32 protein-coding genes are annotated in these 23891 nt (G+C 44.2%); 28 read left to right on the top strand and 4 right to left on the bottom strand.

The annotated features are described in order from the left end of the window. The first annotated feature begins 201 nt into the window (after positions 1-201). The gene (locus HWQ42_RS30475) at positions 202-378 is read left to right on the top strand and encodes a hypothetical protein (RefSeq protein WP_292818599.1); all 177 of its coding nucleotides are present in this window, start codon (positions 202-204) and stop codon (positions 376-378) included. 321 nt (positions 379-699) lie between these two features. Here the strand turns inward: HWQ42_RS30475 and HWQ42_RS30470 are convergent, their stop codons facing one another. The 3 genes from HWQ42_RS30470 to HWQ42_RS30460 all read right to left on the bottom strand — a co-directional run bounded on the left by HWQ42_RS30470 (position 700) and on the right by HWQ42_RS30460 (position 3244). After that, positions 700-1392 (bottom strand): PEP-CTERM sorting domain-containing protein, encoded by a 693-nt coding sequence (locus HWQ42_RS30470; RefSeq protein ID WP_292818595.1) that lies wholly within the window; start codon positions 1390-1392, stop codon positions 700-702. Between the two features lie 732 nt (positions 1393-2124). Further along, positions 2125-2439, bottom strand: a complete 315-nt coding sequence (locus HWQ42_RS30465; RefSeq protein WP_194041514.1) for an RNA-binding protein — start codon at positions 2437-2439, stop codon at positions 2125-2127. A 265-nt stretch (positions 2440-2704) separates the two neighbouring features. After that, the gene (locus HWQ42_RS30460) at positions 2705-3244 is read right to left on the bottom strand and encodes a phycobiliprotein lyase (protein ID WP_292818591.1); all 540 of its coding nucleotides are present in this window, start codon (positions 3242-3244) and stop codon (positions 2705-2707) included. 532 nt (positions 3245-3776) lie between these two features. Between HWQ42_RS30460 and HWQ42_RS30455 the strand changes: the two genes are divergently transcribed. The 3 genes from HWQ42_RS30455 (at position 3777) to HWQ42_RS30445 (ending at position 9431) form a co-directional block, all read left to right on the top strand. Then, positions 3777-5216, top strand: a complete 1440-nt coding sequence (locus HWQ42_RS30455; protein ID WP_292818588.1) for an efflux RND transporter periplasmic adaptor subunit — start codon at positions 3777-3779, stop codon at positions 5214-5216. A gap of 60 nt (positions 5217-5276) precedes the next feature. Next, positions 5277-8591, top strand: a complete 3315-nt coding sequence (locus tag HWQ42_RS30450; RefSeq protein ID WP_292818585.1) for an efflux RND transporter permease subunit — start codon at positions 5277-5279, stop codon at positions 8589-8591. A 366-nt stretch (positions 8592-8957) separates the two neighbouring features. Next, the gene (locus HWQ42_RS30445; RefSeq protein ID WP_292818582.1) at positions 8958-9431 is read left to right on the top strand and encodes a GNAT family N-acetyltransferase; all 474 of its coding nucleotides are present in this window, start codon (positions 8958-8960) and stop codon (positions 9429-9431) included. Positions 9432-9480: 49 nt separating this feature from the next. Here the strand turns inward: HWQ42_RS30445 and HWQ42_RS30440 are convergent, their stop codons facing one another. Further along, positions 9481-9957, bottom strand: coding sequence for an NAD(P)H-quinone oxidoreductase subunit N (locus tag HWQ42_RS30440; protein ID WP_292729105.1), 477 nt, complete (start codon positions 9955-9957; stop codon positions 9481-9483). Between the two features lie 979 nt (positions 9958-10936). Between HWQ42_RS30440 and rplC the strand changes: the two genes are divergently transcribed. From rplC to rpsK, 24 genes are all read left to right on the top strand, one after another. After that, on the top strand, positions 10937-11569 hold the full coding sequence (gene rplC / locus HWQ42_RS30435) for a 50S ribosomal protein L3 (protein WP_289799260.1): 633 nt from the start codon (positions 10937-10939) through the stop codon (positions 11567-11569). Positions 11570-11658: 89 nt separating this feature from the next. Then, on the top strand, positions 11659-12297 hold the full coding sequence (gene rplD, locus HWQ42_RS30430) for a 50S ribosomal protein L4 (protein ID WP_094349088.1): 639 nt from the start codon (positions 11659-11661) through the stop codon (positions 12295-12297). Further along, positions 12290-12604: a 50S ribosomal protein L23 gene (locus tag HWQ42_RS30425; protein ID WP_094349089.1), complete on the top strand. Its 315-nt coding sequence runs from the start codon at positions 12290-12292 to the stop codon at positions 12602-12604. Before rplD ends, HWQ42_RS30425 begins: the two co-directional genes overlap by 8 nt. Before the next feature lie 85 nt (positions 12605-12689). Further along, positions 12690-13553 carry a 50S ribosomal protein L2 gene (gene rplB, locus HWQ42_RS30420; protein WP_094349090.1) on the top strand — a complete coding sequence of 288 codons (864 nt, stop codon included), beginning with the start codon at positions 12690-12692 and terminating at the stop codon, positions 13551-13553. A gap of 107 nt (positions 13554-13660) precedes the next feature. Continuing rightward, positions 13661-13939, top strand: coding sequence for a 30S ribosomal protein S19 (gene rpsS, locus HWQ42_RS30415; RefSeq protein ID WP_012410721.1), 279 nt, complete (start codon positions 13661-13663; stop codon positions 13937-13939). 108 nt (positions 13940-14047) lie between these two features. Beyond that, on the top strand, positions 14048-14404 hold the full coding sequence (rplV, locus tag HWQ42_RS30410; RefSeq protein WP_069070777.1) for a 50S ribosomal protein L22: 357 nt from the start codon (positions 14048-14050) through the stop codon (positions 14402-14404). Between the two features lie 53 nt (positions 14405-14457). Continuing rightward, entirely contained in the window at positions 14458-15240 is a 783-nt protein-coding gene (gene rpsC / locus HWQ42_RS30405; RefSeq protein ID WP_094342453.1) for a 30S ribosomal protein S3, read from the top strand. A gap of 66 nt (positions 15241-15306) precedes the next feature. Beyond that, positions 15307-15732, top strand: a complete 426-nt coding sequence (gene rplP / locus HWQ42_RS30400; protein ID WP_012410718.1) for a 50S ribosomal protein L16 — start codon at positions 15307-15309, stop codon at positions 15730-15732. A 3-nt stretch (positions 15733-15735) separates the two neighbouring features. Then, entirely contained in the window at positions 15736-15963 is a 228-nt protein-coding gene (gene rpmC / locus HWQ42_RS30395) for a 50S ribosomal protein L29 (RefSeq protein ID WP_289799262.1), read from the top strand. A gap of 6 nt (positions 15964-15969) precedes the next feature. After that, the gene (gene rpsQ, locus HWQ42_RS30390) at positions 15970-16218 is read left to right on the top strand and encodes a 30S ribosomal protein S17 (protein ID WP_094349093.1); all 249 of its coding nucleotides are present in this window, start codon (positions 15970-15972) and stop codon (positions 16216-16218) included. A gap of 46 nt (positions 16219-16264) precedes the next feature. Further along, positions 16265-16633 carry a 50S ribosomal protein L14 gene (gene rplN, locus HWQ42_RS30385; protein WP_099101129.1) on the top strand — a complete coding sequence of 123 codons (369 nt, stop codon included), beginning with the start codon at positions 16265-16267 and terminating at the stop codon, positions 16631-16633. Beyond that, positions 16633-16986 (top strand): 50S ribosomal protein L24, encoded by a 354-nt coding sequence (gene rplX / locus HWQ42_RS30380; RefSeq protein ID WP_292729115.1) that lies wholly within the window; start codon positions 16633-16635, stop codon positions 16984-16986. Before rplN ends, rplX begins: the two co-directional genes overlap by 1 nt. 125 nt (positions 16987-17111) lie before the next feature. Continuing rightward, on the top strand, positions 17112-17660 hold the full coding sequence (rplE, locus tag HWQ42_RS30375; protein WP_094349095.1) for a 50S ribosomal protein L5: 549 nt from the start codon (positions 17112-17114) through the stop codon (positions 17658-17660). A 20-nt stretch (positions 17661-17680) separates the two neighbouring features. Continuing rightward, positions 17681-18082 carry a 30S ribosomal protein S8 gene (gene rpsH / locus HWQ42_RS30370; protein WP_094349096.1) on the top strand — a complete coding sequence of 134 codons (402 nt, stop codon included), beginning with the start codon at positions 17681-17683 and terminating at the stop codon, positions 18080-18082. A 79-nt stretch (positions 18083-18161) separates the two neighbouring features. Further along, positions 18162-18710 carry a 50S ribosomal protein L6 gene (rplF, locus tag HWQ42_RS30365; RefSeq protein ID WP_163927942.1) on the top strand — a complete coding sequence of 183 codons (549 nt, stop codon included), beginning with the start codon at positions 18162-18164 and terminating at the stop codon, positions 18708-18710. 2 nt (positions 18711-18712) lie between these two features. Next, positions 18713-19075 (top strand): 50S ribosomal protein L18, encoded by a 363-nt coding sequence (rplR, locus tag HWQ42_RS30360; protein WP_094349098.1) that lies wholly within the window; start codon positions 18713-18715, stop codon positions 19073-19075. Positions 19076-19154: 79 nt separating this feature from the next. After that, a complete protein-coding gene (gene rpsE / locus HWQ42_RS30355; RefSeq protein ID WP_094349099.1) occupies positions 19155-19682 on the top strand; it encodes a 30S ribosomal protein S5 in 528 nt (175 codons plus the stop codon). Positions 19683-19840: 158 nt separating this feature from the next. Further along, positions 19841-20284: a 50S ribosomal protein L15 gene (rplO, locus tag HWQ42_RS30350; protein WP_292729123.1), complete on the top strand. Its 444-nt coding sequence runs from the start codon at positions 19841-19843 to the stop codon at positions 20282-20284. A gap of 74 nt (positions 20285-20358) precedes the next feature. Further along, a complete protein-coding gene (gene secY, locus HWQ42_RS30345) occupies positions 20359-21669 on the top strand; it encodes a preprotein translocase subunit SecY (protein ID WP_292729126.1) in 1311 nt (436 codons plus the stop codon). Positions 21670-21671: 2 nt separating this feature from the next. After that, entirely contained in the window at positions 21672-22226 is a 555-nt protein-coding gene (locus tag HWQ42_RS30340; protein ID WP_292818577.1) for an adenylate kinase, read from the top strand. 175 nt (positions 22227-22401) lie between these two features. Continuing rightward, positions 22402-22626, top strand: a complete 225-nt coding sequence (gene infA / locus HWQ42_RS30335; RefSeq protein ID WP_006276978.1) for a translation initiation factor IF-1 — start codon at positions 22402-22404, stop codon at positions 22624-22626. Positions 22627-22750: 124 nt separating this feature from the next. Then, positions 22751-22864 (top strand): 50S ribosomal protein L36, encoded by a 114-nt coding sequence (gene rpmJ, locus HWQ42_RS30330; RefSeq protein WP_015129703.1) that lies wholly within the window; start codon positions 22751-22753, stop codon positions 22862-22864. A 115-nt stretch (positions 22865-22979) separates the two neighbouring features. After that, on the top strand, positions 22980-23360 hold the full coding sequence (rpsM, locus tag HWQ42_RS30325; RefSeq protein WP_094349103.1) for a 30S ribosomal protein S13: 381 nt from the start codon (positions 22980-22982) through the stop codon (positions 23358-23360). Between the two features lie 54 nt (positions 23361-23414). After that, positions 23415-23810 carry a 30S ribosomal protein S11 gene (rpsK, locus tag HWQ42_RS30320; RefSeq protein ID WP_012410703.1) on the top strand — a complete coding sequence of 132 codons (396 nt, stop codon included), beginning with the start codon at positions 23415-23417 and terminating at the stop codon, positions 23808-23810. Positions 23811-23891 lie beyond the last annotated feature (81 nt).

Raw genomic sequence — 23891 nt, 5'->3', positions numbered from 1 at the left:
TTATTTGGATGATGTCCAAAATGTTACATTTAAGGGTGAAATGCCAGTAAGTATTGTTTTTCTTAGTATTCTACGTAAGCACACGTAAATACTAGAATTGACGAATGTAAAAATAGACATGAAAGATTCATATCAATTACAAACTTATGACATACGCCTATTGGATAGTTAAATTGTTGATTACCTCATAAGGATTTTTAAGTGAATAAGTTCGCTAAAGCTTTACTTTTGGCTCTAATTTTTGCTGCACCTGTAACCGCTTTTGCATCTCAAGCTCAAGCTAAAACTATCCATCATACTAGCGTAAAATCTGCTAAAGTTCATCACATTAAACATCACAGACATCATGCTAAAAAACTAGCTCATAAACACTTATAAATAGTTACTATTAGTCGTAAAAGTTTCTAGTAGCTCTGTAATTAAGTTTAGTGTTGGTTTCTCTGAAAAAAACTGTATTATTTAACCCCGCTGGAATCCCTACCAATCAGCGGTTTTTTTTTAACTTGTTCATGATAGCGCGCTCGCCTAAAAATCAAAATTAAAATTTTATATTATAAAACTAAAAAAAATGGTTCTACCGCTCCCTTTATGTCAAATATTGTTCAAGTGCTATAAAAGGAACTTTTTGTAGACCTTTCACTTGGATGAATGAGCATAAAGAAAGCCAGTAGAACCCAAAAACCTTGTTACAAACCGTCGTTAATTCCCAATATTTAACTGTTTACGCTTCCGGATGGAAACCATACCGAATGCACCCATTGCTAAAAGACCAAGTACAGAAGCAGGTTCAGGAACTGTTTGAAAACCTTCTGGTGGTTTTTCTGCAAAGTAAACTTCATCCAAAAAGTTTCCTATTGAGGGATTACCACCAGCAGCAGATACTGAGTCAAACTGCCAGCGTATTTTACCACTAGTGGCAACAGTTTTGCCCTGATATTCTACCCAACCTGTGTTATCAGTGCTATATAGTTGGCTGAAGAGAGTATTGTTAGTAGTAAGGTCGATAATAGATAAACGCATCGTATCTACACCTTCACGACCTTCATGGAAAAATCGCCAAAACATAGTTGAACCAGCTGTAGTATCTACATCTTGATATAAGCTAGATACCTGATTAGCATTGAGTTCAGCATATTGATCTGTGCCTAATGCTCCAGCATGAAACAGTCTAGGAGTTTGAATTTCAATTTTATTATCTGTAGCTGTAGTCTCCCACCCAGGAATAAGAGACTCATCTATCGATGCCCATGTCTGGTTACTAGGGACTAAAGTCTGCTCAAAACCACCGTTAATTAGACCCGAAGCGTGAGCTTCTTGTGCATTTCCGACAATACCCAAGGACAGAGCCACAGATCCAAAAGTTACTACAGCTAGTTTGCTAATGTTTTTCACGTTCAACGATGTATGAGTGTTTCTAGACTTCTCAAATATAAGTTTCAGTACTCAATGTTTGGGTAAAGACACAGTGAAACAACGGTCAAAATACATGAAGCCAGTATGTATTTTTACATATATATAATCTAATTTTATTTGCGTAATAATACTGTTTATGCTTTTGAATGCTTGCTGGCAAGGCGATTCAGATGGTCATAGTATCCGGCATAAAAAGTCTATTTAACTTTCGTAACCTTTCCTCAAAGTCAGCAGGGAGGTTTTTCAATGTTTCCCTCTCTCAACTTGCTCCTATGCATTACTCGGATATTTTTTAAGATTGAGGAGACAGTGGTTTCCAGGCTACCTGTTAATGTTCAGGCGTCAAGTTGCCAAAGGTTCGTCGTCTATGAGGCGGGGCGTGTTTTCGATAAACAGCAAATTCTCAAAAGCTTGCAGAATGAATCCATCGAACCCCTGACTCAAAGATCGATAACAGAATTCAAAACGTTAGTTTTAGCAACAGGGGTTGTTTTAGTAATATATCTGGCGAACAGCCTGCTCATTCACTGCGAAGTTCCATCTGGAAATTGAACAATGATCGATGGAAAATGATCTTTCATCAAGGCACTCTGGTTAGAGAATCATCAGTACGGTATGATAAGTAATTGCTTGAGATTATTTAGAGTCAAAGTTTTGCATAAAAAAGGCTCAAGCATTTCTGCCTGAGCCTTTTACTAAATTCAATTAAGCTTAGTAGCGGTTGTTGCTGCGGTTGTAGCCGCCACCACCACCACGGTTCCCAAAGGAACCACCACTTCTGTCTTCTTTGGGCTTGGCTTTATTTACCTTGAGGTCGCGACCAAGCCATTCAGCACCATCAAGAGCTTCAATGGCTTTTGCTTCTTCATCTTCTGAACTCATTTCCACGAAAGCAAAGCCGCGTAAACGACCTGTTTCACGGTCAGTGGGTAGTTGAACACGCTTTACAGCACCATATTCTGCAAATACTGCACTTAGCGCATCTTGTGTAACATCATAGGAGAGGTTACCAACGTAAATTGACATCAAATGTCTCCAAAATCATAAGTTTGTAGAGATTTAGATTTCGGAGAGAAGTCTGTAATACCAAAAGGAAAAAGCCTGTCAATACTAAAAACAAACACTGTCGCCGAATTAATTCTCATTTCACTTCCCATGATGACATATGGAAGCAAATTTCTGGGTAAAAGTTTGAAAAACTGTTATAAAAAGTTATATAAGTGGTTAATAGCTAGATGCTGGCTGGTCTAAAAACGGGTGAGGCTCTAGTGAACCGCACCCACGAGATCAATTAATCGACTCTCTTTTCTAAATATTGACCAATCATCAACTGCTCACCAGCACGGGAGATAATGGTTTGTCTAGTGCGGTATTTGCTACCAATTAGCTTTAACTCTTCTTCAAAGACCGAACCGTTGTACTCAGTTCGCAAACACATTGTTTTAGGGTTAGAGAAATAATACTGAGCGGTGACTGGTTTGGATATGGCAAAACCGCGATCGCGATACAAGATATTTCCTAAAGCTCCAAATATTGTTGAACCTTGCGACTCTTTCTTTGCCTTCAGCACATCCATACTTTCCCATATAACTGCTGCACCACAGATCAAACTACCTGTATCAGGCAAATCGTGCATCTGAGCTAAGTTTTGCAATTCATCACAGCCCTGCTGGAGAAAATTGATTGTAACTATACTCTCCATCTCCTTGGTTTCTCCCTTGGGTAGGGTGTAGTAGCGCCGTTGAGATCGCCACTTACCTACCGATTCCTGGAAAAATTCGGAAATCTGGGCTTCATCAGCTGTTTGGGCAATTTTTAATAATGATGTCACTTGCTACTTTCCTGGCCTAAATATATATCGCCCTCTTTTTTGCTGTTTATGCGATGTCTACGACGGGCTACGCCTACGCTTGACCATATATACAGCTTTATAAAAAGCAACTTATGTTTACTATTCTTAATATATTTGATTGAGCGTAAAAATTACTAAGTATTTTGCTATATTAAATTTGTTTATTTTAGCCATAAGTATAACTACTTAATACTGCCCATTTTAGAAGTAGGGGTGTGAAAGTCCCGTATCTTCAGTACACGCAAGTCTTCTACTAAGGGCAGATTGCAAGAAATTTAAAAATATTTATACTGGGTTAAGAATTGCATTGGAAGCTAAAAAGCTGCTAACTCAATGTAATGAGTTAAAGTGGTGAGAAAATTTTTTGAATAGAAAGTAATTTTTAATACAAAATTCTGCAAGAAGATAACCAATTGACTCTCGCCGCTTTTCACTATTTATAATGTCTCAAAATTACTTGGTAATGCACGGCTGTTTAACCCAAAAAGCTCCCCAAATACGAGAAAAATAAATGATTTTGGACAGAAATAAGCCGCACGAGCAGGCGAAAATCTCACCTTTGGCAGCCGCTAACCAGGTAATTAATACCCCAGTTGTTAAGACTGATGTGGCTGTTGCAGATACAAAGAGTAGCGTTGACACAAAGGTGTCTTCCCCTTTTCCATCCATATTATTGATTCCTTGTTTGCTGGGCATAGGACTGCTGATAGCGAATTGTGGAGCGCTACCCAAGGAAGAACCAGCTGATGCACAATCTCAGAGTCCTGGTAGTGGACAACGTGGTGGTGCAACGGCTGTAGATGCGGCGATCGCTCGAACTGATACGCTGCAAACACAACCAGAATACACAGGTAATACAACACCCTTTCGGATTGTATCAGTGCGATCGCAAGTAGAAGCCCGGTTGTTGGCCTTGAATCTAGATGTAGGCGATGCAGTAAAGCTTGGGCAAAACGTCGGGCGATTGGACGATGCCATACTTTCGACAGAATTAAAGCAAGCAGAAGCAGAACTAGCAGCCCTCAAATCAGAAGTAGCTAGGGCAACCAATCAAGTAAGCAATGCCCGTGCAGACTTTGAACGAGCGCGCCTAGAAGTAGTACAAGCTCAGGCAGACTCAGAACGGCAACAAAATCTATTCAAAGCTGGAGCGATCGCTGAACAAACTGCCCAGCAAGCACGTACCCAGGCAAAAACAGCTGCCCAAGCATTGCGGGCAGCGCAAGAACAAGTTCGTACAGAACAGCAAGCCGTCGCCGCCGCCCAAGGTAGAGTACTTGCTCAACAGGCATTGGTTGCCCAAACCAAAGAGCGCAGCTCTTATGCTCGATTGACATCCCCCATCACTGGTATAGTCACAGAAAAGGTGACAGAACCAGGCAACCTGCTGCAAGCAGGTAGCGAAGTTTTGAAAATTGGCGACTTTAACCGTGTCAAAGTTGTCGTCCAAGTTTCCGAATTAGAACTGGCACAAATTCAAGTTGGGCAATCTGTACAAGTCCGCTTAGATGCCTTCCCCAAAGAAGCATTAATTGGCAGAGTTACGCGCATTTCCCCAGCTGCCGATGCCACAGCTCGCTTGATACCTGTAGAAGTAGTGATTCCTAACACTCAAGGGAAAATTGGCAGTGGATTGCTGGCGCGAGTCAATTTTCAAACCCAGACTCAACAGCGCGTAGTAGTGCCGCAAACAGCGATTCAAAAACAAGTAGGGGCAGCAAAGGGAGCAGAAAAAGAGCCAGAAAACCCATCGGGGACGCTATTTGTGGTGAAAGACACAGAAGGCAAAACGAAAGTAGCGACACGTGCAGTTACTTTAGGAAAAAGGGCTGATGGCAGAGTGGAAATTTTATCCGGTTTGCAAGCAGGAGAGCGCTACGTTGTTCGGAGTGGTAAGCCGTTAAAAGAAGGTGACACTGTAAGTCTTTCAATTCTTTCAGAAAAGCAATAATTACCATACCAAAGAAAAAAGTACTCAGTAGTCAGCACTTAGCACTTATCACTTAGTATCATGAAACAAGCAAATAATAATGGCAATGGCGGATTTAGCCTTAGTGCGATCGCTATCCGCCAACACATTGGCACACTCATGCTCACCGTGGCAGTAATTGTCATTGGGATATTTTTTCTCACCACGATCCAAGTCGATCTTCTACCATCAATTACCTATCCCCGAATTGGGGTTCGGCTAGAAGCCCCTGGTATTTCCCCAGAAGTAGCAGTAGATGAAATCACCAGACCTTTAGAAGAAGCTTTAGCAGCAACCGAGAATGTAGTACAGGTTTTTTCCCGCACCCGTGAGGGACAAGTCAGCCTCGATTTATACTTCCAACCAGGGGGCGATATTGACCAAGCCCTAAATGATGCTACTGCTGCTTTTAACCGAGGCCGAGGACAACTGCCAGATACGATAGAGGAGCCGCGCTTATTTAAAGTCGATCCTTCCCAATTGCCAGTTTATGAATTGGCGCTGACATCTGCTTCCTTGCCAGGTAAAGATTTACGCGTATTTGCTGATGAAGAGTTAAACCGTGAACTCAGTGTAGTGCCGGGAGTCGCTTCTGTTGATGTATCTGGTGGTGCAGAGGAAGAAGTACGGGTACTTGTTGACTTAAACCGATTGCAAGCTTTGGGTGTCGGGTTAAATGATGTCTTAAATGAATTAACAGCCCGTAACCAAGATACTTCTGGTGGTCGGATTCTGGGGCAAAATTCCGAGCCATTAACTCGGACTGTCGGACGTTTCCAAAATGCCAAGGAAATTGAAAACCTTTCTTTGGAAGTTTCCTCTTCTTCTCCTGCTAGTGCTAATACCACTAATAGCAGTAATACTACTACCACTCCCACGACTACACCTACACCTTCCCGCCGCGTCTACTTGCGAGACTTTGCAGAGGTAATTGACGATACAGAAGAACAACGAGTATTTGTTTACCTCAACCGTCAGCCTGCGGTGAAATTTTCAATTCAAAAGCAGCCTGAAGCCAACACAATCACAGTTGTAGATGCTGTCAAGCGGCGAATTGAACAATTACGGCAATCGGGTTTAATTCCAGCAGACATGACTTTGAGTCCCACCACAGATGAATCTGTCTTCATCCGCAATTCTTTAAATGATGTCATCTTTTCTGGGATTTCCGGGGCATTGTTAGCAGCAGCAGCAGTGTTGTTATTTTTGGGATCGTTCAGGCAAACATTTATTATCAGTTTGACGATTCCGCTGTGTACTCTGGCAGCGATCGCTTTAATGAGAATATTTGGTTTAACCTTGAATGTTTTTAGTTTGGCAGGCTTGACATTAGGAGTCGGTCAAGCAATTGATACATCGGTTGTAATCTTGGAGAACATTTCCGAAAAAACAGGGATGACTCCCAATCAGAGAGAGATGGAGGCAGGGGAGCAGGGGAGCAGAGGAGCAGAGGGGAAGGGAAGAAATTCCAAATTCTTTATTGATAGTGCGATCGCAGCTTCCCAAGAAGTAGAATCTGCTTTAATTGCTGCTACAGGTGCCAACTTAGTTTCTGTAGTGCCATTTCTCTTAATTGGCGGCTTTATTGCACTGCTATTTAATGAACTGATTCTGACAATTAGCTTCGCAGTCGCAGCATCCCTTGTCGTTGCCATCACAATAGTACCGATGCTGTCTTCTCGACTCTTGGGAATTCGCTGGTCTAGTCGGATTAGTGAATTTTGGCTGCTTAGACAGTTTAATCACCGATTTGAAGATGCGACGCGGGGATACGGAAACTTCTTAACCAAGGTTTTACGCTATCGGCTCCTCGTAGTAACTGCTGCTTTGGTAATTTTAGGCGGCAGTAGCTTCTTCATGTTTGGTCAAATTCCCCAAGAAATTTTACCCCGCATCAGTACCGGTCAAGCTAACTTGAGAGCGCAGTTTCCGCCCGGTACACCTTTAGCAACTTCTGAAAAAGTTATGCAAATTGTCGATGACATTTTGCTAAAACAACCAGAAACAGAGTCTGCTTTCACAACTGTGGGTGGTAATTTATTTGGCAGCAGTACTACAGAAAATCCTTTACGTGCCAGTAGCACCATCAATCTTAAACCAGGCACAGATGTCGAAGCCTTCGTCAAAAAAGTAACTCAGGAATTTAACAAACTCAACTTAGCAGGAATTCTGCTGCGCCTCAATCCTGGTCAGGTGCGGGGTTTAATTTTGAGTAATTCTCCAGTGCAAGGGTCAGAAGTTGACGTGATTCTGCAAGGTGAGAATGAAGAAAACTTAACCCAAGCAGGCGCACAAGTGCTGCAAGCATTACAAGAAAGGGCAAAATTAGCGACATTCCGGCCAGATGCCGACCCTCGACAACCCGAAATCCAAATTCGCCCCGACTGGGAAAGGGTTTCGGCATTAGGGTTGAGCGCCGGGCAAATTGGTGCAACAGTTCAAACAGCAATTGAAGGTTCAGTTCCCACGCAAATTCAACGCGGTAATCGTTTAGTTGATGTGCGGGTGCAGCTAAATAAAGAAGCAATTCAGCGTCCTTCTCAGCTAGAGCAATTACCGCTATTTACAGAAAACAATCAACTAATCCGCCTTTCAGATGTGGCGAACATTCAAGAAGGTCAAGCGCCTGGTGAGGTGCAACGGATTAATCAGCGCCAAGCTTTTATTGTCGCAGGAAATCTCAGCGAGGGAGCAAGTCTTGGTGAAGCGATCGCAGAAGTAAACGAAGTACTCCAGGATGTAGACTTACCTGATGGCGTTTCCATTGTGCCTAGTTCTGCCCAAGAAACTAATCAGCAACTTCAGGATGCTTTAAAGACTTTGGGAGCGTTGGCGACGTTCTTAATCTTTGTAGTCATGGCGGTGCAATACAATTCGCTGATTGACCCATTGGTAATTATGTTCACCGTACCACTAGCGTTAGCTGGAGGAATTTTTGGACTTTACATTACCCAAACTGCAATTGGCGCAACTGTAATTGTTGGTGTCGTACTGCTGGTGGGAATTGTGGTGAATGCAGGGATTCTCATGGTGGAACTAGCAAACCAAATTCGGGATGAAGAAGGTTGTAGTCGCCAAATTGCCATCATGAAAGCTGCTCCTCAACGCTTGCGCCCAATTATCATGACCACAGTCACCACTATCTTGGGACTGTTTCCTTTGGCATTGGGCATCGGCGAAGGTTCTGAGTTTTTGCAGCCTTTAGGGATTGTAGTTTTCTTTGGGATGGCGATCGCAACAATGCTGACACTATTTATCATCCCTTGTTTTTATATTCTGCTGCACGATTTGCTTGGTGGAAATTGGGCAAAGCCAGTGTTAACCCGATTGCGTGGATTTACGAAAAAATTCATTTAAATCCCCGATCGGGATTAACGCAAAAACAGTGTACACAGTTTATCGAATTACCCAAAACAAAAACCTCACCCTGTCCTGACGGACATCCCTCTCCTTAGTAAGGAGAGGGACAGGTTTTGCGTAGCAGAACCAGGGTGAGGTTTCTTAATTCGCTTTAAAGTAAAGCGGCGTTGCATCGTTAACTAGCTGATGTCTGGTCTATAATCTTCTTAAATCTCTCAATCACATCCTTTCGGAGCAACTTGAAATCTGAATTTTCTATTTTATTTTCAGCTTGGTCTGTGCCATCAACGAGTAAGTGAATAAAAACTAATACCTCACTGCAAGGCATTCTTTCTTGTATGTGCTTTTTCTGCTTGAAAGCTTATGCTGATCCGTCCCGCCACAATCACTGACGTACCCGCAGTTTTACCAATGGTTGCTAAAATTTGTGCTTTGCATGAGTCTTGGGATTCTGCTAAGTATGGTTTTCTCCCGCATCCAGAACAGCGTTATGAGCAATGGTTGACGCGTTTGGCAAATAGCGATCGTAGTATATTTCTAGTATCCGAAAACGAAGGGCAAATTGCAGGATTTCTTGTAGCAACAATTGAGCGAGAAATACCAATTTATCGGCTACAGGAATTTGCTTTTATTCATGATATCTGGGTTGAGCCAGAATATCGCAAAAAGGGGATTGCGCGGCAGATAGTGATGCTGAGTGTTGAGCGCTTTCATCAGATGGGCGTCAAGCAAATTCGTCTAGATACAGCAATTGCTAACGAGGCTTCACGGCGGTTATTTGCATCTTGTGGTTTTCGCTTCAGCATTATTGAAATGCTGATAGAACTGAGTCATTAGTCATTAGTTATGAGCAAATGACTAATGACTAATGACTAATGACAAAGGACTAACTAGCTAACAGAGTTTTTTCTAGAGAAGTCCAACGGAAAGAGCGATCGCCACCCCTCTCAATAACTACTTTTACTCGTGGTTCTAGCTGAGGCAAATTCGTTAAATACTCAAGTTCCTCATTAGAAAGAATATGCCCTTCAATAATCCACAAGACCAGCCCCTTTGATTTTGGTGGTAGCTGTTCTAGATGAGAATTGAGAATTGGCGGTAAATAGTACACATGACCTACTGCTGCACCACTACCAGTACTTTTTTTACCAAGATGAGGAGGTCTGACTCCATGAACTCTTGTGAGATACGCAGCTACATCACCCAGTCCTTTAGCAGTAATGTGGAGGGTAGTATAGCCAGCTGCCCGTAGTCGGCGCTGATATCGACCTTCATAACCCCCTTCCAAAGGTACATACACTCCAAGAGCGCCAAACTTTTCCAGATCGCGGATTAAACCGTTGCCAGTGGTAATTAGTGCCATAGATTTTCGTCTTATCCCACTTAGATATCTCTATTATTTACCCTGAACTGATAGATTAAAAGCATTTTTTTGGGTATGGGGCATTGGGATTAGGGGAGAGGTGACAGGTGATAGGTGATAATCTATACCCTGTCACCTGTACCCTATTCCCTGCTCCCTTGCTTATTCCCCACTCCCTAAAAATAGCTCTATAAATTACTGGACAAACATAAATAAATAATTTATATTATTAGATTGTGACCAAAAACGCAAATTAGGTTGACTTTTTACTGTCATTCTGAAGTAGTGTTAGCATCAAAAACTGATGACTCGATCCAAATTGGATAATCTAACTCAGAGCGATCGTAGACTGGTAAACTAAGAAAGCTTTCAGGTCAACATTAGAGCTTATGGAAGAATAACTAAAGTTAATCCTAAGCTCCAAGGTACGTTTACTCCTGTGCCTCACAAAAAGCAGGCAAAAGCTTAAACAATAGTTTAAGGTGTTTAAGGAAGTAAAGACTGAGCAGCAATGTTGGTTTCATGGCATTACGTCAGTCTCAGTTAACGGATACTGGGCGGTAACAACCGCTTAAGTCCAACTGCAACACGGCAGTAGCCAATCTCCGGGAAGCCGCCCTTCGGGCGTGTACAAATCGGAAAACCCGCCGACAGCGCTGCCTCCAGAAAGTGCCAGAGCAATTGCTTGGACGAAAGCATTGCTGCACACAGCTTAAAGCTGTAGCGCCTTGCATTGATTCCAGAAGTTACTCCTTCCCAACGGGAAGAGACTTGTGGCTGTTCTGGTGATCTAATGAGTGAAGCTAAACAGATTCACCAAGCAGTAAGGACACGGTTTGTTGTGTCCGAAAGCATTTGGAGCGGTTTATTGAAACCATTCCAAATTTCGCAGGCTAACCCAGCCTAAATTGATGCGTACAAAGCGTGTCCTCTAAAGTCCAATTCCAAGGTCAGCAAGTAGAAAGGAGAACCAGTTACTGTGTCTGTAGGTATTCTCGGCACCAAGCTGGGCATGACTCAAATATTTGACGAAGCAGGAGTATCTATTCCTGTAACTGTCATTCAAGCAGGGCCATGCACCGTTACACAAGTTAAAACGAAAGAAACCGACGGTTACTTTGCCATTCAAGTTGGTTATGGCGAAGTAAAACCCAAGGCACTAAACAGACCACTACTGGGTCATTTGGCTAAATCATCTGCCCCAGCATTGCGTCACTTAAATGAATATCACACAGATAGCTCTAGTGATTATGCTTTAGGTCAAGAGATTAAAGCAGATATTTTTAGTGCTGGTCAAATTGTCGATGTCGTTGGTACAAGCATCGGTCGCGGCTTTGCGGGAAACCAAAAGCGCAACAACTTTGGTCGCGGGCCAATGTCACACGGTTCCAAAAACCACAGAGCACCCGGTTCTATTGGTGCTGGTACAACACCAGGTCGTGTCTATCCAGGTAAGCGGATGGCAGGCCGTTTAGGTGGAAAACGTATTACAATCCGCAAACTGACCATAGTGCGAGTTGATCCAGAACGCAACTTATTGCTAATTAAAGGAGCTATTCCTGGTAAACCAGGCGCTCTAGTAAGTGTTGTGCCTGCAAAAATAGTGGGATAGTCAAAAGTCATTAGTCAGTAGTCAGTAGTCATTGGCTAAGGACAAAAGACAAATGACAAATGACAAAGGACAAAGGACAGATAACAAAGATGGTTGAAAGCGTAGTTAAAAATTGGCAAGGAGAACAGGTCGGTGAGACGACCTTTGAATTGCGTGTAGCCAAAGAAGGAACAGCGTCTCATATTGTGCACCGCGCCTTAGTACGGCAATTGACCAATGCTCGTCAAGGAAATGCCAGCACAAAAACTCGTGCTGAAGTCAGAGGTGGCGGTCGTAAACCTTGGCGGCAAAAAGGTACTGGTCGCGCTCGTGCAGGGTCTATTCGTTCACCATTGTGGCGTGGTGGTGGTGTGATCTTTGGGCCAAAGCCTAGAGACTTCGACCTGAAGTTGAACCGCAAAGAGCGACGTTTAGCACTGCGGACAGCATTTGTCGGTCGTATTGACGACTTGATCGTAGTAGAAGAATTTAGCACCGAGCTATCTCGCCCCAAAACTAAAGACTTAGTGGCAGCGCTTGCCCGTTGGGGAATAGTACCAGAAAGCAAGGCACTGTTAATTTTGTCTGAAATTGCGGATACAGATAACGTTTATTTATCAGCCCGCAACATTGAAAATTTAAAACTAATTGCAGCCGACCAGCTAAATGTTTTTGATTTACTGCACGCTGACAAAATTGTAGTTACGGCATCAGCCCTAGAAAAAATTCAGGAGGTCTACAGTGCCTAGCTTTGACCCCCGCGACCTTGCTGACTTAGTACGTCGCCCAATCGTCACCGAAAAAGCGACCATCTTGATGGAGCAAAACAAGTACACCTTTGAAGTAATTCCCAAGGCATCTAAGCCAGAAATCAAGGCTGCGATCGAAGACTTGTTTCAGGTCAAGGTTGTAAAAGTCAACACCATCCTACCACCGCGTAAAAAGCGGCGCGTTGGTAAATTTATTGGTTATAAACCCCAATATAAGCGAGCGATAGTCACCGTCGCACCTGGGGATGAAGACAAGATTAGACAAGTTCTATTCCCAGAAGTCTAAAAAAGTTTTGAGTTAGGAGTTAAGAGTTACTGAACTCAACACTCAAGACTCAACACTCAGCACTCAGCACTCAGCACTTAAAAATATGGGTACTCGTTCTTATCGCCCTTATACCCCCAGCACTCGCCAAGTTACAATCTCTGACTTCGCGGAAATTACCAGAACCGAGCCAGAAAAATCCTTAACAACCTCGAAGCATCGCGCCAAAGGTCGGAATAATCACGGACGGATTACTAGTCGTCGCCGGGGTGGCGGACACAAACAACTTTATCGGATCATCGATTTTAAAAGGGATAAACATAATATTCCGGCCAAAGTCGCAGCGATTGAATACGATCCTAACCGCAATGCCAGAATTGCCCTTTTGTATTACCAAGATGGCGAAAAACGGTACATCCTTCACCCCAACGGATTGAAAGTTGGAACAATAATTGTTTCTGGGCCTGATTCTCCCTTTGAAGATGGTAATGCCTTACCGCTTTGGAAGATTCCCTTAGGTACTAGTGTTCACAACGTAGAATTCACTCCTGGTAAAGGTGGTCAAATTGTACGTGCTGCTGGTGCTAGCGCCCAAGTCGTGGCCAAAGAAGGTAATTATGTAACTCTCAAGTTACCTTCAGGAGAAGTCCGCTTGATTCGACGCGAGTGCTACGCCACTATTGGGCAAGTAGGCAACACCGACGCGAGAAACCTGAGTGCAGGTAAAGCCGGACGAAATCGCTGGAAAGGTCGCCGTCCTAAGGTTAGAGGTAGCGTCATGAACCCAGTGGATCACCCACATGGTGGTGGTGAAGGTAGAGCGCCTATCGGTAGATCGGGGCCTGTTACACCTTGGGGTAAACCTACATTGGGTGCGAAGACACGCAATCGCAAGAAACTTAGCAGCAAGTTGATTGTGCGTCGTCGTCGTAAGTCTTCTAAACGCGGTCGCGGTGGTCGTGAATCTTAAAGAGTTAGAAGTTATGAGTTATGAGTTATGAGTTGAATCTAACTTATTAACTCCTCCCTCCTAACTCCTCACTCCTAAATCCTAAATCCTAAATCCAAAATTGAACTATGGGTCGTTCTCTAAAAAAAGGTCCTTTCGTTGCGGATCATCTCTTAAAGAAAATTGAAAAGCTCAACGACAACAACAGAAAAGAAGTTATTAAAACTTGGTCAAGAGCTTCAACAATTTTGCCCCTAATGGTAGGTCATACCATTGCTGTTCACAACGGACGACAACACGTTCCAGTTTTTGTAAATGAACAGATGGTAGGACATAAGTTGGGTGAATTTGCCCCGACACGCACCTACAGGGGTCATGGAAAAAGCGACAAAAAAGCGGGTAGGTAGTTATTAGTCATTGGTCATTTGTCATTTGTTATTGGTCATTAGTTATTAGCTTTCGACAAAAGACAAAGGATAAAGGACGAAGGACGAAGGACAAAATTGGAGAAAATTATGGCTACTAATACTACTGAAGTAAAAGCGATCGCTCGTTTTATCCGCATCTCGGCTTATAAAGTGCGTCGGGTACTCGATCAAATCCGGGGGCGATCTTACCGAGAAGCGTTAATCATCCTGGAATTCATGCCCTATCGCGCCACTGAACCCATCTTGAAGGTTCTCAGAAGCGCTGCTGCCAATGCGGAACACAACGCTGGGTTAGATCGGACTCAACTAGTGATTACTCAGGCTTATGCCGATCAAGGTCCGCCGTTGAAGCGGTTCCAGCCAAGAGCGCAAGGTCGAGCTTACCAAATTCGCAAGCCGACGTGTCATATTACTGTGGCCGTTGCAGCCGCCCCAGAAAAATAAGCACGTTTACACGAATAAATTGCGTAAAGTAAGAAATTTTAGAGGAAGCATTCGTGGGACAGAAGATTCATCCAGTTGGTTTTCGCCTGGGTATTACACATGAACATCAATCCCGTTGGTTTGCTGTTCCTGATCGCTATCCAGAACTTCTACAAGAAGATTACAAACTCCGTCAATATATAGAACAAAAGCTGGGTAGACAGGCTCAAAACAACGCCGGAATTTCCGAAGTACGGATTGAGCGCAAAGCCGACCAAATCGACTTAGAAGTACGCACAGCTAGACCTGGCGTAGTAGTGGGTCGTGGTGGACAAGGTATTGAATCCTTACGTACCGGACTCCAAGGATTGTTGGGTAGTAATCGTCAAATTCGGATCAATGTAGTTGAAGTTCAACGAGTTGATGCTGATGCCTACCTAATTGCTGAATATATTGCTCAACAATTGGAACGTCGGGTTTCCTTTCGGCGGGTAGTGCGGCAATCGATTCAACGCGCCCAACGCGCTGGCGTCCAAGGTATTAAAATCCAAGTTAGCGGTCGGCTCAATGGTGCGGAAATTGCCCGGACAGAGTGGACTCGTGAAGGGAGAGTACCTTTACATACCTTACGGGCTGACATTGACTACTCTTATTGCACCGCAAAAACTGTTTACGGCATTTTGGGTATCAAAGTATGGGTGTTTAAGGGAGAAATTATTCCTGGACAGGAACCAGATCCGCTACCACCCGCAAGCCGCGATCGCGAACGTGATCCCCGCGATCGCGATCGGGAACCCCGTCGCCGTCAACAACAACGTCGTCGCCAGCAATTTGAAGACCGCTCAAATGAAGGATAAATCGTCATTAGTCATTAGTAAATGGCAGATGGCAGATGGCAAATGACAAATGACAAATGACAAACCATGTTAAGCCCTAGAAGAACTAAATTCCGCAAACAACAGCGGGGACGGATGGAAGGACTAGCCACCCGTGGTAGTACCCTCAACTTCGGTGATTTTGCACTCCAAGCACAAGAACCTGCTTGGATTACCTCGCGTCAAATCGAGGCTTCCCGTCGGGCAATGACTCGTTATATTCGTCGGGGTGGACAAATCTGGATTCGGATTTTCCCTGATAAACCTGTAACCATGCGTCCTGCTGAAACCCGGATGGGTTCCGGTAAAGGTAATCCAGAGTTTTGGGTAGCTGTAGTCAAGCCAGGACGAATTTTGTTTGAAATTGGTGGAGTTTCTGAAGAAATCGCTCGTGAAGCGATGCGTTTGGCTTCATTTAAACTGCCCATCAAAACTAAGTTTATTGTGCGCTCTCAACCACAGGAGCAGGAGTAGCTTATGCCTCTTCCCAAGATTTCAGAAGCTAGAGAATTAAGCGACGAGAAGCTCTCTGATGAAATTGTCGCGATCAAAAGACAACTATTTCAGTTGCGCTTGCAAAAAGCCACCAGACAACTAGAAAAGCCCCACCAGTTTCGACAATTGCGCCACCGCCTAGCCCAATTGCTGACGCTAGAAACAGAACGCAAACGGGCAGCAAGTCAATCGGCTAAAGAAGCAAAGTAGGAGATTATGGCAGTTAAAGAACGAGTTGGCTTGGTAGTGAGCGATAAAATGCAAAAAACTGTGGTAGTCGCCATAGAAAACCGCGCTCCTCACCCCAAGTACGGCAAGATTGTGGTTAACACCCAACGATATAAAGTTCACGACGAAGAAAATCAGTGTAAAGTAGGCGATCGCGTTCGCATTCAGGAAACTAGACCCCTGAGTAAAACCAAGCGCTGGAAAATCACAGAAGTCCTGAACGTCAAGCCTACTTAAACCTCATCGTTGTTAGCAACTAACAACATTACAAGGGAGAATAATTGTGATTCAACCCCAGACTTACCTGAATGTCGCAGATAATAGCGGCGCCCGCAAACTGATGTGCATCCGCATCTTAGGCGGAGGCAACCGCCGTTATGGTTTTATTGGCGATAAAATTATCGCAGTTGTCAAAGATGCTACACCTAACATGGCTGTAAAAAAGTCTGATGTCGTGGAAGCAGTAATTGTCAGGACTCGGAAAGCTGTAAATCGTGACAGCGGCATGAGTATTCGCTTTGATGATAACGCCGCTGTAATCATCAACAAAGATGGTAATCCTAGAGGCACACGGGTTTTTGGCCCAGTTGCACGGGAACTGCGCGATAAAAACTTTACTAAAATTGTTTCTCTGGCTCCGGAGGTGCTTTAATGGCAACCAAACAGGGTACGCCCAAAGTATTCCACAAAATGCACGTCAAAACTGGCGACACCGTACAAGTGATTGCTGGCAAAGACAAAGGAAAAGTTGGTGAAATTATCCAGGCACTTCCCCAACTGAGTAAAGTCATCGTCAAGGGTGTCAACATTAAAACCAAGCACGTCAAACCTCAGCAAGAAGGGGAATCAGGGCGAATTATTACCCAAGAATTCCCAATTCATAGCTCCAACGTGATGCTTTATTCCACCAAGCAAAACGTTGCCAGTCGTGTTGGTTACACCTTTACCTCAGAAGGCAAAAAGGTCAGAAAACTCAAGAAAACTGGCGAAATTCTAGATAAATAGTCATTAGTCATTGGTCATTAGTCATTAGTTATTAGTAAAAAGACAAATAACAAAAGACAAAGGACAAATAACAAAGGACAATAAAAGTTCCCTGACCAAGCCCAGGGATATCAGGACAAAAAACTATGCCGACAACAAGACTCAAAACCTTATATCAAGAGACAATCGTCCCCAAACTGATTAATCAGTTTCAATATACCAACGTTCATCAAGTACCGAAGTTGGTAAAGGTTACGATTAACCGGGGTTTGGGTGAAGCAGCTCAAAATGCGAAGTCTCTAGAGGCATCCATTAACGAAATTGCCCTGGTAACAGGTCAAAAACCAGTGGTGACACGGGCGAAAAAGGCGATCGCTGGCTTTAAGATTCGTCAAGGGATGCCTGTGGGGATCATGGTTACTCTCAGAGCCGAACGGATGTATGCCTTTTTCGATCGGTTAGTTAGCCTGTCACTACCCAGAATTCGAGATTTTCGCGGTGTTAGCCCTAAAAGCTTTGACGGACGCGGTAACTATACTCTGGGCGTGAGAGAACAGCTAATTTTTCCAGAAGTCGAATACGACAGCATCGATCAAGTGCGTGGGATGGATATTTCCATCATCACCACAGCAAAAAACGACGAAGAGGGACGCGCCTTACTTAAAGAATTAGGAATGCCCTTTCGCGATCAGTAAGTTCATCTATAGAGGGAACGATGGCGGCTAACGACACAATTGCAGATATGCTGACGCGCATCCGCAATGCCAACCTGGCGCGGCATCAAACTACACAAGTGCCAGCGACAAAATTGACCCGAAGCATTGCCAAAGTGCTACGGGAGGAAGGCTTTATTGCTGAAATCGAAGAAGCAGAAGAAGGGGTAAAACGCAATCTGGTGATTTCCCTAAAATACAAGGGAAAAAACCGTCAGCCTCTGATCACCGCCTTAAAGCGGGTCAGTAAGCCTGGCTTACGTGTTTATTCAAATCGAAAAGAATTACCAAGGGTACTAGGCGGCATTGGCATTGCCATTATTTCTACATCCAGTGGCATTATGACTGACCGCGAAGCGCGACGTCAGAACTTGGGTGGCGAAGTACTTTGTTACGTTTGGTAGTCATTGGTCATTAGTCATTTGTCATTAGTGAAAGACAAAGGACAAAAGGCAAAGGACAAATAACAAAGGACAAAAAGTCATGTCTCGTATTGGTAAACGTCCAATTACTATTCCCGCCAAAGTTCAAGTGGCGATCGATGGTACAAATATTGTGGTGAAAGGCCCGAAAGGAGAACTTTCTCGCACTCTCAGAGATAATGTCTCACTCTCTCAAGAGGGGGAAATATTACACGTAAATCGTCGGGATGAAACTCGTACCTCAAAGCAGCTACACGGCTTGAGCCGTACTTTAGTTGCCAACATGGTCGAGGGAGTTTCCCAAGGTTTTCAGCGCCGTTTGGAAATTCAAGGTGTTGGTTACAGGGCACAACTTCAAGGGCGTAACCTAGTTTTGAATATGGGTTACAGCCATCAAGTGCAAATTGAACCACCAGATGGAATTCAGTTTGCCGTAGAAGGTACCACTAACGTCATTGTCAGTGGCTATGACAAAGAAATCGTCGGTAACACAGCCGCCAAAATTCGTGCCGTTCGTCCACCAGAACCTTACAAAGGTAAAGGCATTCGCTATGCCGGTGAAGTGGTAAGACGGAAAGCTGGTAAGACTGGTAAGGGTGGTAAGAAGTAGAAATGAAACTTACTCGTAGAGAATCAAAAAACCGTCGTCATCGACGCGTTCGTGGCAAAGTTATTGGCTCCCCAGAACGTCCGCGTTTAGCGGTATTCCGTTCTAATGAGCATATTTATGCCCAGCTGATTGATGATACTCAGCATCAAACCATCGTGGCTGCATCGACCGTAGAACCAGAGTTGAAATCTAGTTTAGCGTCATGTGCAAACCGCGATGCATCGGTACAAGTTGGTAAGTTGATCGCAGTGCGATCGCTAGAAAAAGGCATCACCAAAGTAGTCTTTGATCGCGGTGGTAACTTATATCATGGTCGTGTCAAAGCACTAGCTGATGCAGCACGCGAAGCTGGTTTAGATTTCTAAAGTCATTAGTCATTAGTTATTGGACAAATGACAAAGGACAAATGACAACTGACAACTGACGTTCACCAGAGCATAAATTATGGCAACAGAGCGTAAAAGTAGAACAAAGCGTGCCAAAAAAGAAGAAACCACTTGGCAAGAGCGGGTTATCCAAATCCGCCGCGTAAGTAAAGTGGTCAAAGGTGGTAAAAAACTCAGCTTCCGAGCGATCGTTGTCGTTGGTAACGAACGCGGTCAGGTTGGAGTTGGAGTAGGCAAAGCTTCAGATGTAATAGGTGCCGTTAAAAAAGGCGTAGCCGACGGCAAAAAACACCTTATTGATATCCCAATCACCAAATCCAACTCCATCCCCCATCCCATTGATGGCGTCGGTGGCGGTGCGAAAGTGATGATGCGCCCAGCCTCACCTGGTACTGGGGTAATTGCGGGTGGTGCTGTGCGAACTGTGTTGGAATTGGCAGGAGTTCGTAACGTTTTAGCCAAGCAACTAGGCTCCAACAATCCACTCAATAATGCTAGAGCCGCAGTTAATGCCTTATCTACACTGCGTACCCTTTCTGAAGTCGCCGAAGATCGCGGTATTCCTATTCAAAATCTCTACATCTAATTTAGTCATTAGTCATTGGTCATTAGTCATTAGTGAATAACAAAGGACAAATGACAAATGACAAACGCCCCTACGGGTTCGCCAGTTACTCATGGGGGAGACCCCCAAGACCGCACTGGCTCACAAATGACAAACGACAAATGAGAACTTGATAACTTATGAGACTCCATGATGTTAAGCCGCAAAAAGGCTCAAAGAAACGCAAGAAGCGTGTAGCTAGAGGTATTTCTGCCGGTCAAGGCGCTAGTGCTGGTCTAGGTATGCGGGGTCAAAAATCTCGTTCTGGTAGTGGTACCCGACCAGGTTTTGAAGGTGGTCAACAGCCATTGTACCGCCGCTTACCTAAGCTGAAGGGCTTTCCGATTATTAATCAGAAGATTTACACTACGATTAATGTAGAGAAGCTAGCCTCCCTTCCCGCGAATACGGAAGTAACTTTGACCTCATTGAAAGCCGCAGGTATCCTGACTGCTGTCAAAGGGCCATTGAAAGTTTTAGGTAACGGGGAATTGAGCATTCCGCTCAAAGTACAAGCGGCAGCTTTTACAGGTTCAGCTCGTAGCAAAATTGAGGCAGCTGGTGGTAGTTGTGAAGTCTTATGAGTGAGCCGGAACAGCGCACTTAAATGTAAGCCAACTCGCTGCCAGTGCTTGGTTCACTATAAAGGTAGCACTCTATGATCAGTCGAGATAAAGCCCCAACGGCTCAAGAAACTTTTATGCAGATGGCACAGGCAGCTGGCCTTAGAGGTAGGCTGCTTGTCACCGTCGGTATTTTAATTTTGGTTCGCCTGGGTATTTTCTTACCCGTGCCAGGGATTGATAGACCGAGATTTGCTGAAGCCATATCGGGCAGTAATTCCATATTTGGCTTATTGGATATATTTTCTGGGCGAGGACTTTCGACTTTAGGAGTCTTTGCTTTAGGAATTCTGCCCTTCATTAATGCGTCTATTATCATCCAATTGCTCACTGCGGCGATTCCATCTTTAGAAAATTTACAGAAAAATGAAGGGGAAGCCGGTCGGCGAAAAATATCGCAAATTACCCGATATGTAACTGTAGTTTGGGCAATTCTTCAAAGTACAGCTTTTTCGGCATTATTCCTCCAGCAATTCGCCTTAAAGCCAGGGCCAATCTTCGTAGCTGAAACTGCGATCGCTCTGACTGCTGGTTCGATGTTCGTCATGTGGGCATCAGAACTAATTACAGAACGGGGTATTGGGAACGGAGCATCATTGTTGATTTTTGTCAACATTGTTGCGTCATTACCAAAAGCTTTGGGTGATACCATCGACTTGGTGCAAGTCGGCGGTAGGGAAGCAGTTGGTCGGGTGATCGTGTTGATCTTAGTTTTCCTCGCAACAATTGTTGGTATTGTGATTGTTCAAGAAGGAATGCGACGCATCCCAATTATTTCAGCTCGTCGCCAAGTAGGTCGAAGAGTTTTGGCAGAGCAGCGTAGTTATCTGCCACTGCGGCTAAATCAAGGCGGCGTAATGCCAATTATTTTTGCTGCTGCCATCCTCAGTTTGCCACTGCTGATCGCCAATTTTACTAAAAATGCCGATTTGGCGAATATAGTTAACACTTATTTGAGTCCAAGCGGTTCTAGCTCCTGGGTCTATGCCTTGGTCTACATGGTTTCCATTGTTTTCTTCAGCTACTTCTATTCTTCGTTGATTCTCAACCCGGTAGATGTGGCGCAGAACTTGAAGAAAATGGGTTCTAGTATTCCTGGAATTCGTCCCGGCAAGGCAACTAGCGAGTATATCGAACGCGTGTCCAACCGACTAACTTTTTTGGGTGCGATCTTTTTGGGCTTCGTTGCTATTATCCCCACTGCCGTAGAAAGCGCTTTGAATGTGAAAACTTTCCGGGGAATAGGTGCAACCTCGTTGTTAATTTTAGTTGGTGTGGCAATTGAGACAGCCAAACAAGTCCAAACTTATGTCATCTCTCAGCGCTATGAAGGAATGGTGAAATAATAGTGACGCGATTAATCTTCTTGGGGCCACCTGGAGCAGGTAAAGGAACACAAGCTCAAACCTTGGCTGAACATTTGAATATTCCCCATATTTCTACTGGTGAAATATTAAGACAAGCCATGAAAGAGCAGACTCCTTTAGGAATCAAAGCTCAAGGTTATGTTGATAGCGGCGAGTTAGTACCCGACCAGCTAGTGGAGGACTTGGTACAGGAGCGCCTCGATCAACCAGATGCTAAAAATGGTTGGATTCTAGATGGATTTCCCCGAAAAGTGACCCAAGCAGCTTTTCTGGAGAAGTTACTGGAAGCAATACATCAAGGTGGCGAAAGGGTAGTCAATTTAGATGCACCAGATGAAATTGTCATCGCACGTTTGCTAGCTAGAGGACGAAAAGATGATACCGAAGAGGTGATTCGTCGTCGTTTAGAAGTGTACCGCGCTGAAACTGCACCTTTAATTGATTATTACGGCGATCGCAAAAAACTCCTAACAGTCAATGGCAATCAGTCCCAAGAAGATGTCACTAGTGAGCTACAAAAGGTAATCGCTTCGTGAAAAGAAGGGGAATAGAGAGTATAGAATTCCCTATTCCCCACTTCCCCTCCCAAGAAAAAGATCAATTTTAGCTAAGATATATTAATAAACTGTTGATATATTTCTTAAAATGTGTTTCTTTGCAGATGAAGCGCTGCAACTGAACACGAAATTGTTGAGTTGAGGAAAAAACAAATTGTCTAAGCAAGATTTGATTGAAATGGAAGGCACGGTTACAGAGTCCTTGCCCAATGCGATGTTTCGCGTTGACTTGGACAATGGCTTTAACGTGCTAGCACACATTTCCGGCAAGATTCGCCGAAATTATATCAAGATTTTGCCCGGCGATCGCGTCAAGGTGGAGTTAACCCCCTACGACTTGACCAAAGGCAGAATTACCTATCGACTACGCAAGAAGTAACTAGTAACTATATGTAGAGAATCTTACCATAAAACCATTTTTTTGACTGTTTATTAGTCATTTAACTGGATTAATTTCCCTAGAAATGCTATAATTTTATATTTGGAGTCAAAAAATAAAAGGCATGAAAGTTAGAGCCTCAGTCAAGAAAATTTGTGAAAAATGTAACGTGATCAAACGTCGTGGTCGCGTCATGGTGATTTGCGTGAACCCCAAGCATAAACAACGTCAAGGATAACGCTCTTACCAACAGAGCTAGTTGTAACACGCATATCATCATTAAAACGAAAAGACGCGATCAATCACGTTTTTCCAACCAACAGTAATTGCGACAACAATAGGGAGAGTTCATTGTGGCACGTATTGCCGGAGTAGACCTTCCACGCGATAAGCGCGTCGAGATCGGTCTGACTTATATCTACGGAATTGGGTTATCACGCGCTCAAGAAATTATAGCGGCAACTGGTGTGAACCCAGACATCCGCGTTAAGGACTTAAGTGATGCCGATGTAACAGCCCTACGAGGGGAAATAGAAAGCAACTATCAAGTTGAAGGCGACTTGCGGCGCTTGGAGTCTTTGAACATCAAGCGCTTAGTTGACATTGGTACCTACAGAGGCCGTCGTCATCGCATGGGCTTACCAGTTAGAGGACAAAGAACTCGCACCAATGCCAGAACCCGTCGAGGCAGAAGGCAGACAGTGGCTGGGAAGAAGAAGGCTCCAGGGAAATAATTTTGCAACGCTTGTTAATCCGAGCAAGTTTTACCTTAAATCAACTAAACAAGTATGGCGAGACAACCAACTAAAAAATCCGGGAGCAAGAAGCAGAAACGGAATGTACCCAGTGGGATGGCCTACATCCAGTCTACTTTCAACAATAGCATTGTCACCATTACCGATCAAAACGGAGATGTCATCTCCTGGGCCAGCGCTGGTTCTAGCGGTTTTAAGGGAGCAAAAAAGGGAACTCCCTTTGCAGCGCAAACCGCTGCTGAAAGTGCAGCCCGTCGAGCTATCGATCAAGGAATGCGCCAAATTGAAGTAATGGTCAGTGGCCCAGGAGCAGGTAGAGAAACCGCTATCCGGGCACTTCAAGGAGCAGGACTGGAAATTACACTGATTCGGGATATTACCCCCATTCCTCACAATGGTTGTCGTCCACCCAAGCGCCGTCGAGTTTAAATACCAAAACTTGGGCAGTGAGGACGAAAAGTTACAGCCAACAATGACCGCTTGAGCGTCTAACGTTCAAACTGTCATTAA

The sequence above is a fragment of the Nostoc sp. JL23 genome (assembly GCF_017115065.1).
GTDB classification, from domain to species: Bacteria; Cyanobacteriota; Cyanobacteriia; order Cyanobacteriales; family Nostocaceae; genus Nostoc; species Nostoc punctiforme_A.
Note: the sequence above shows the minus strand (reverse complement) of the source record. Positions and strands in the feature narration are given on the sequence as shown.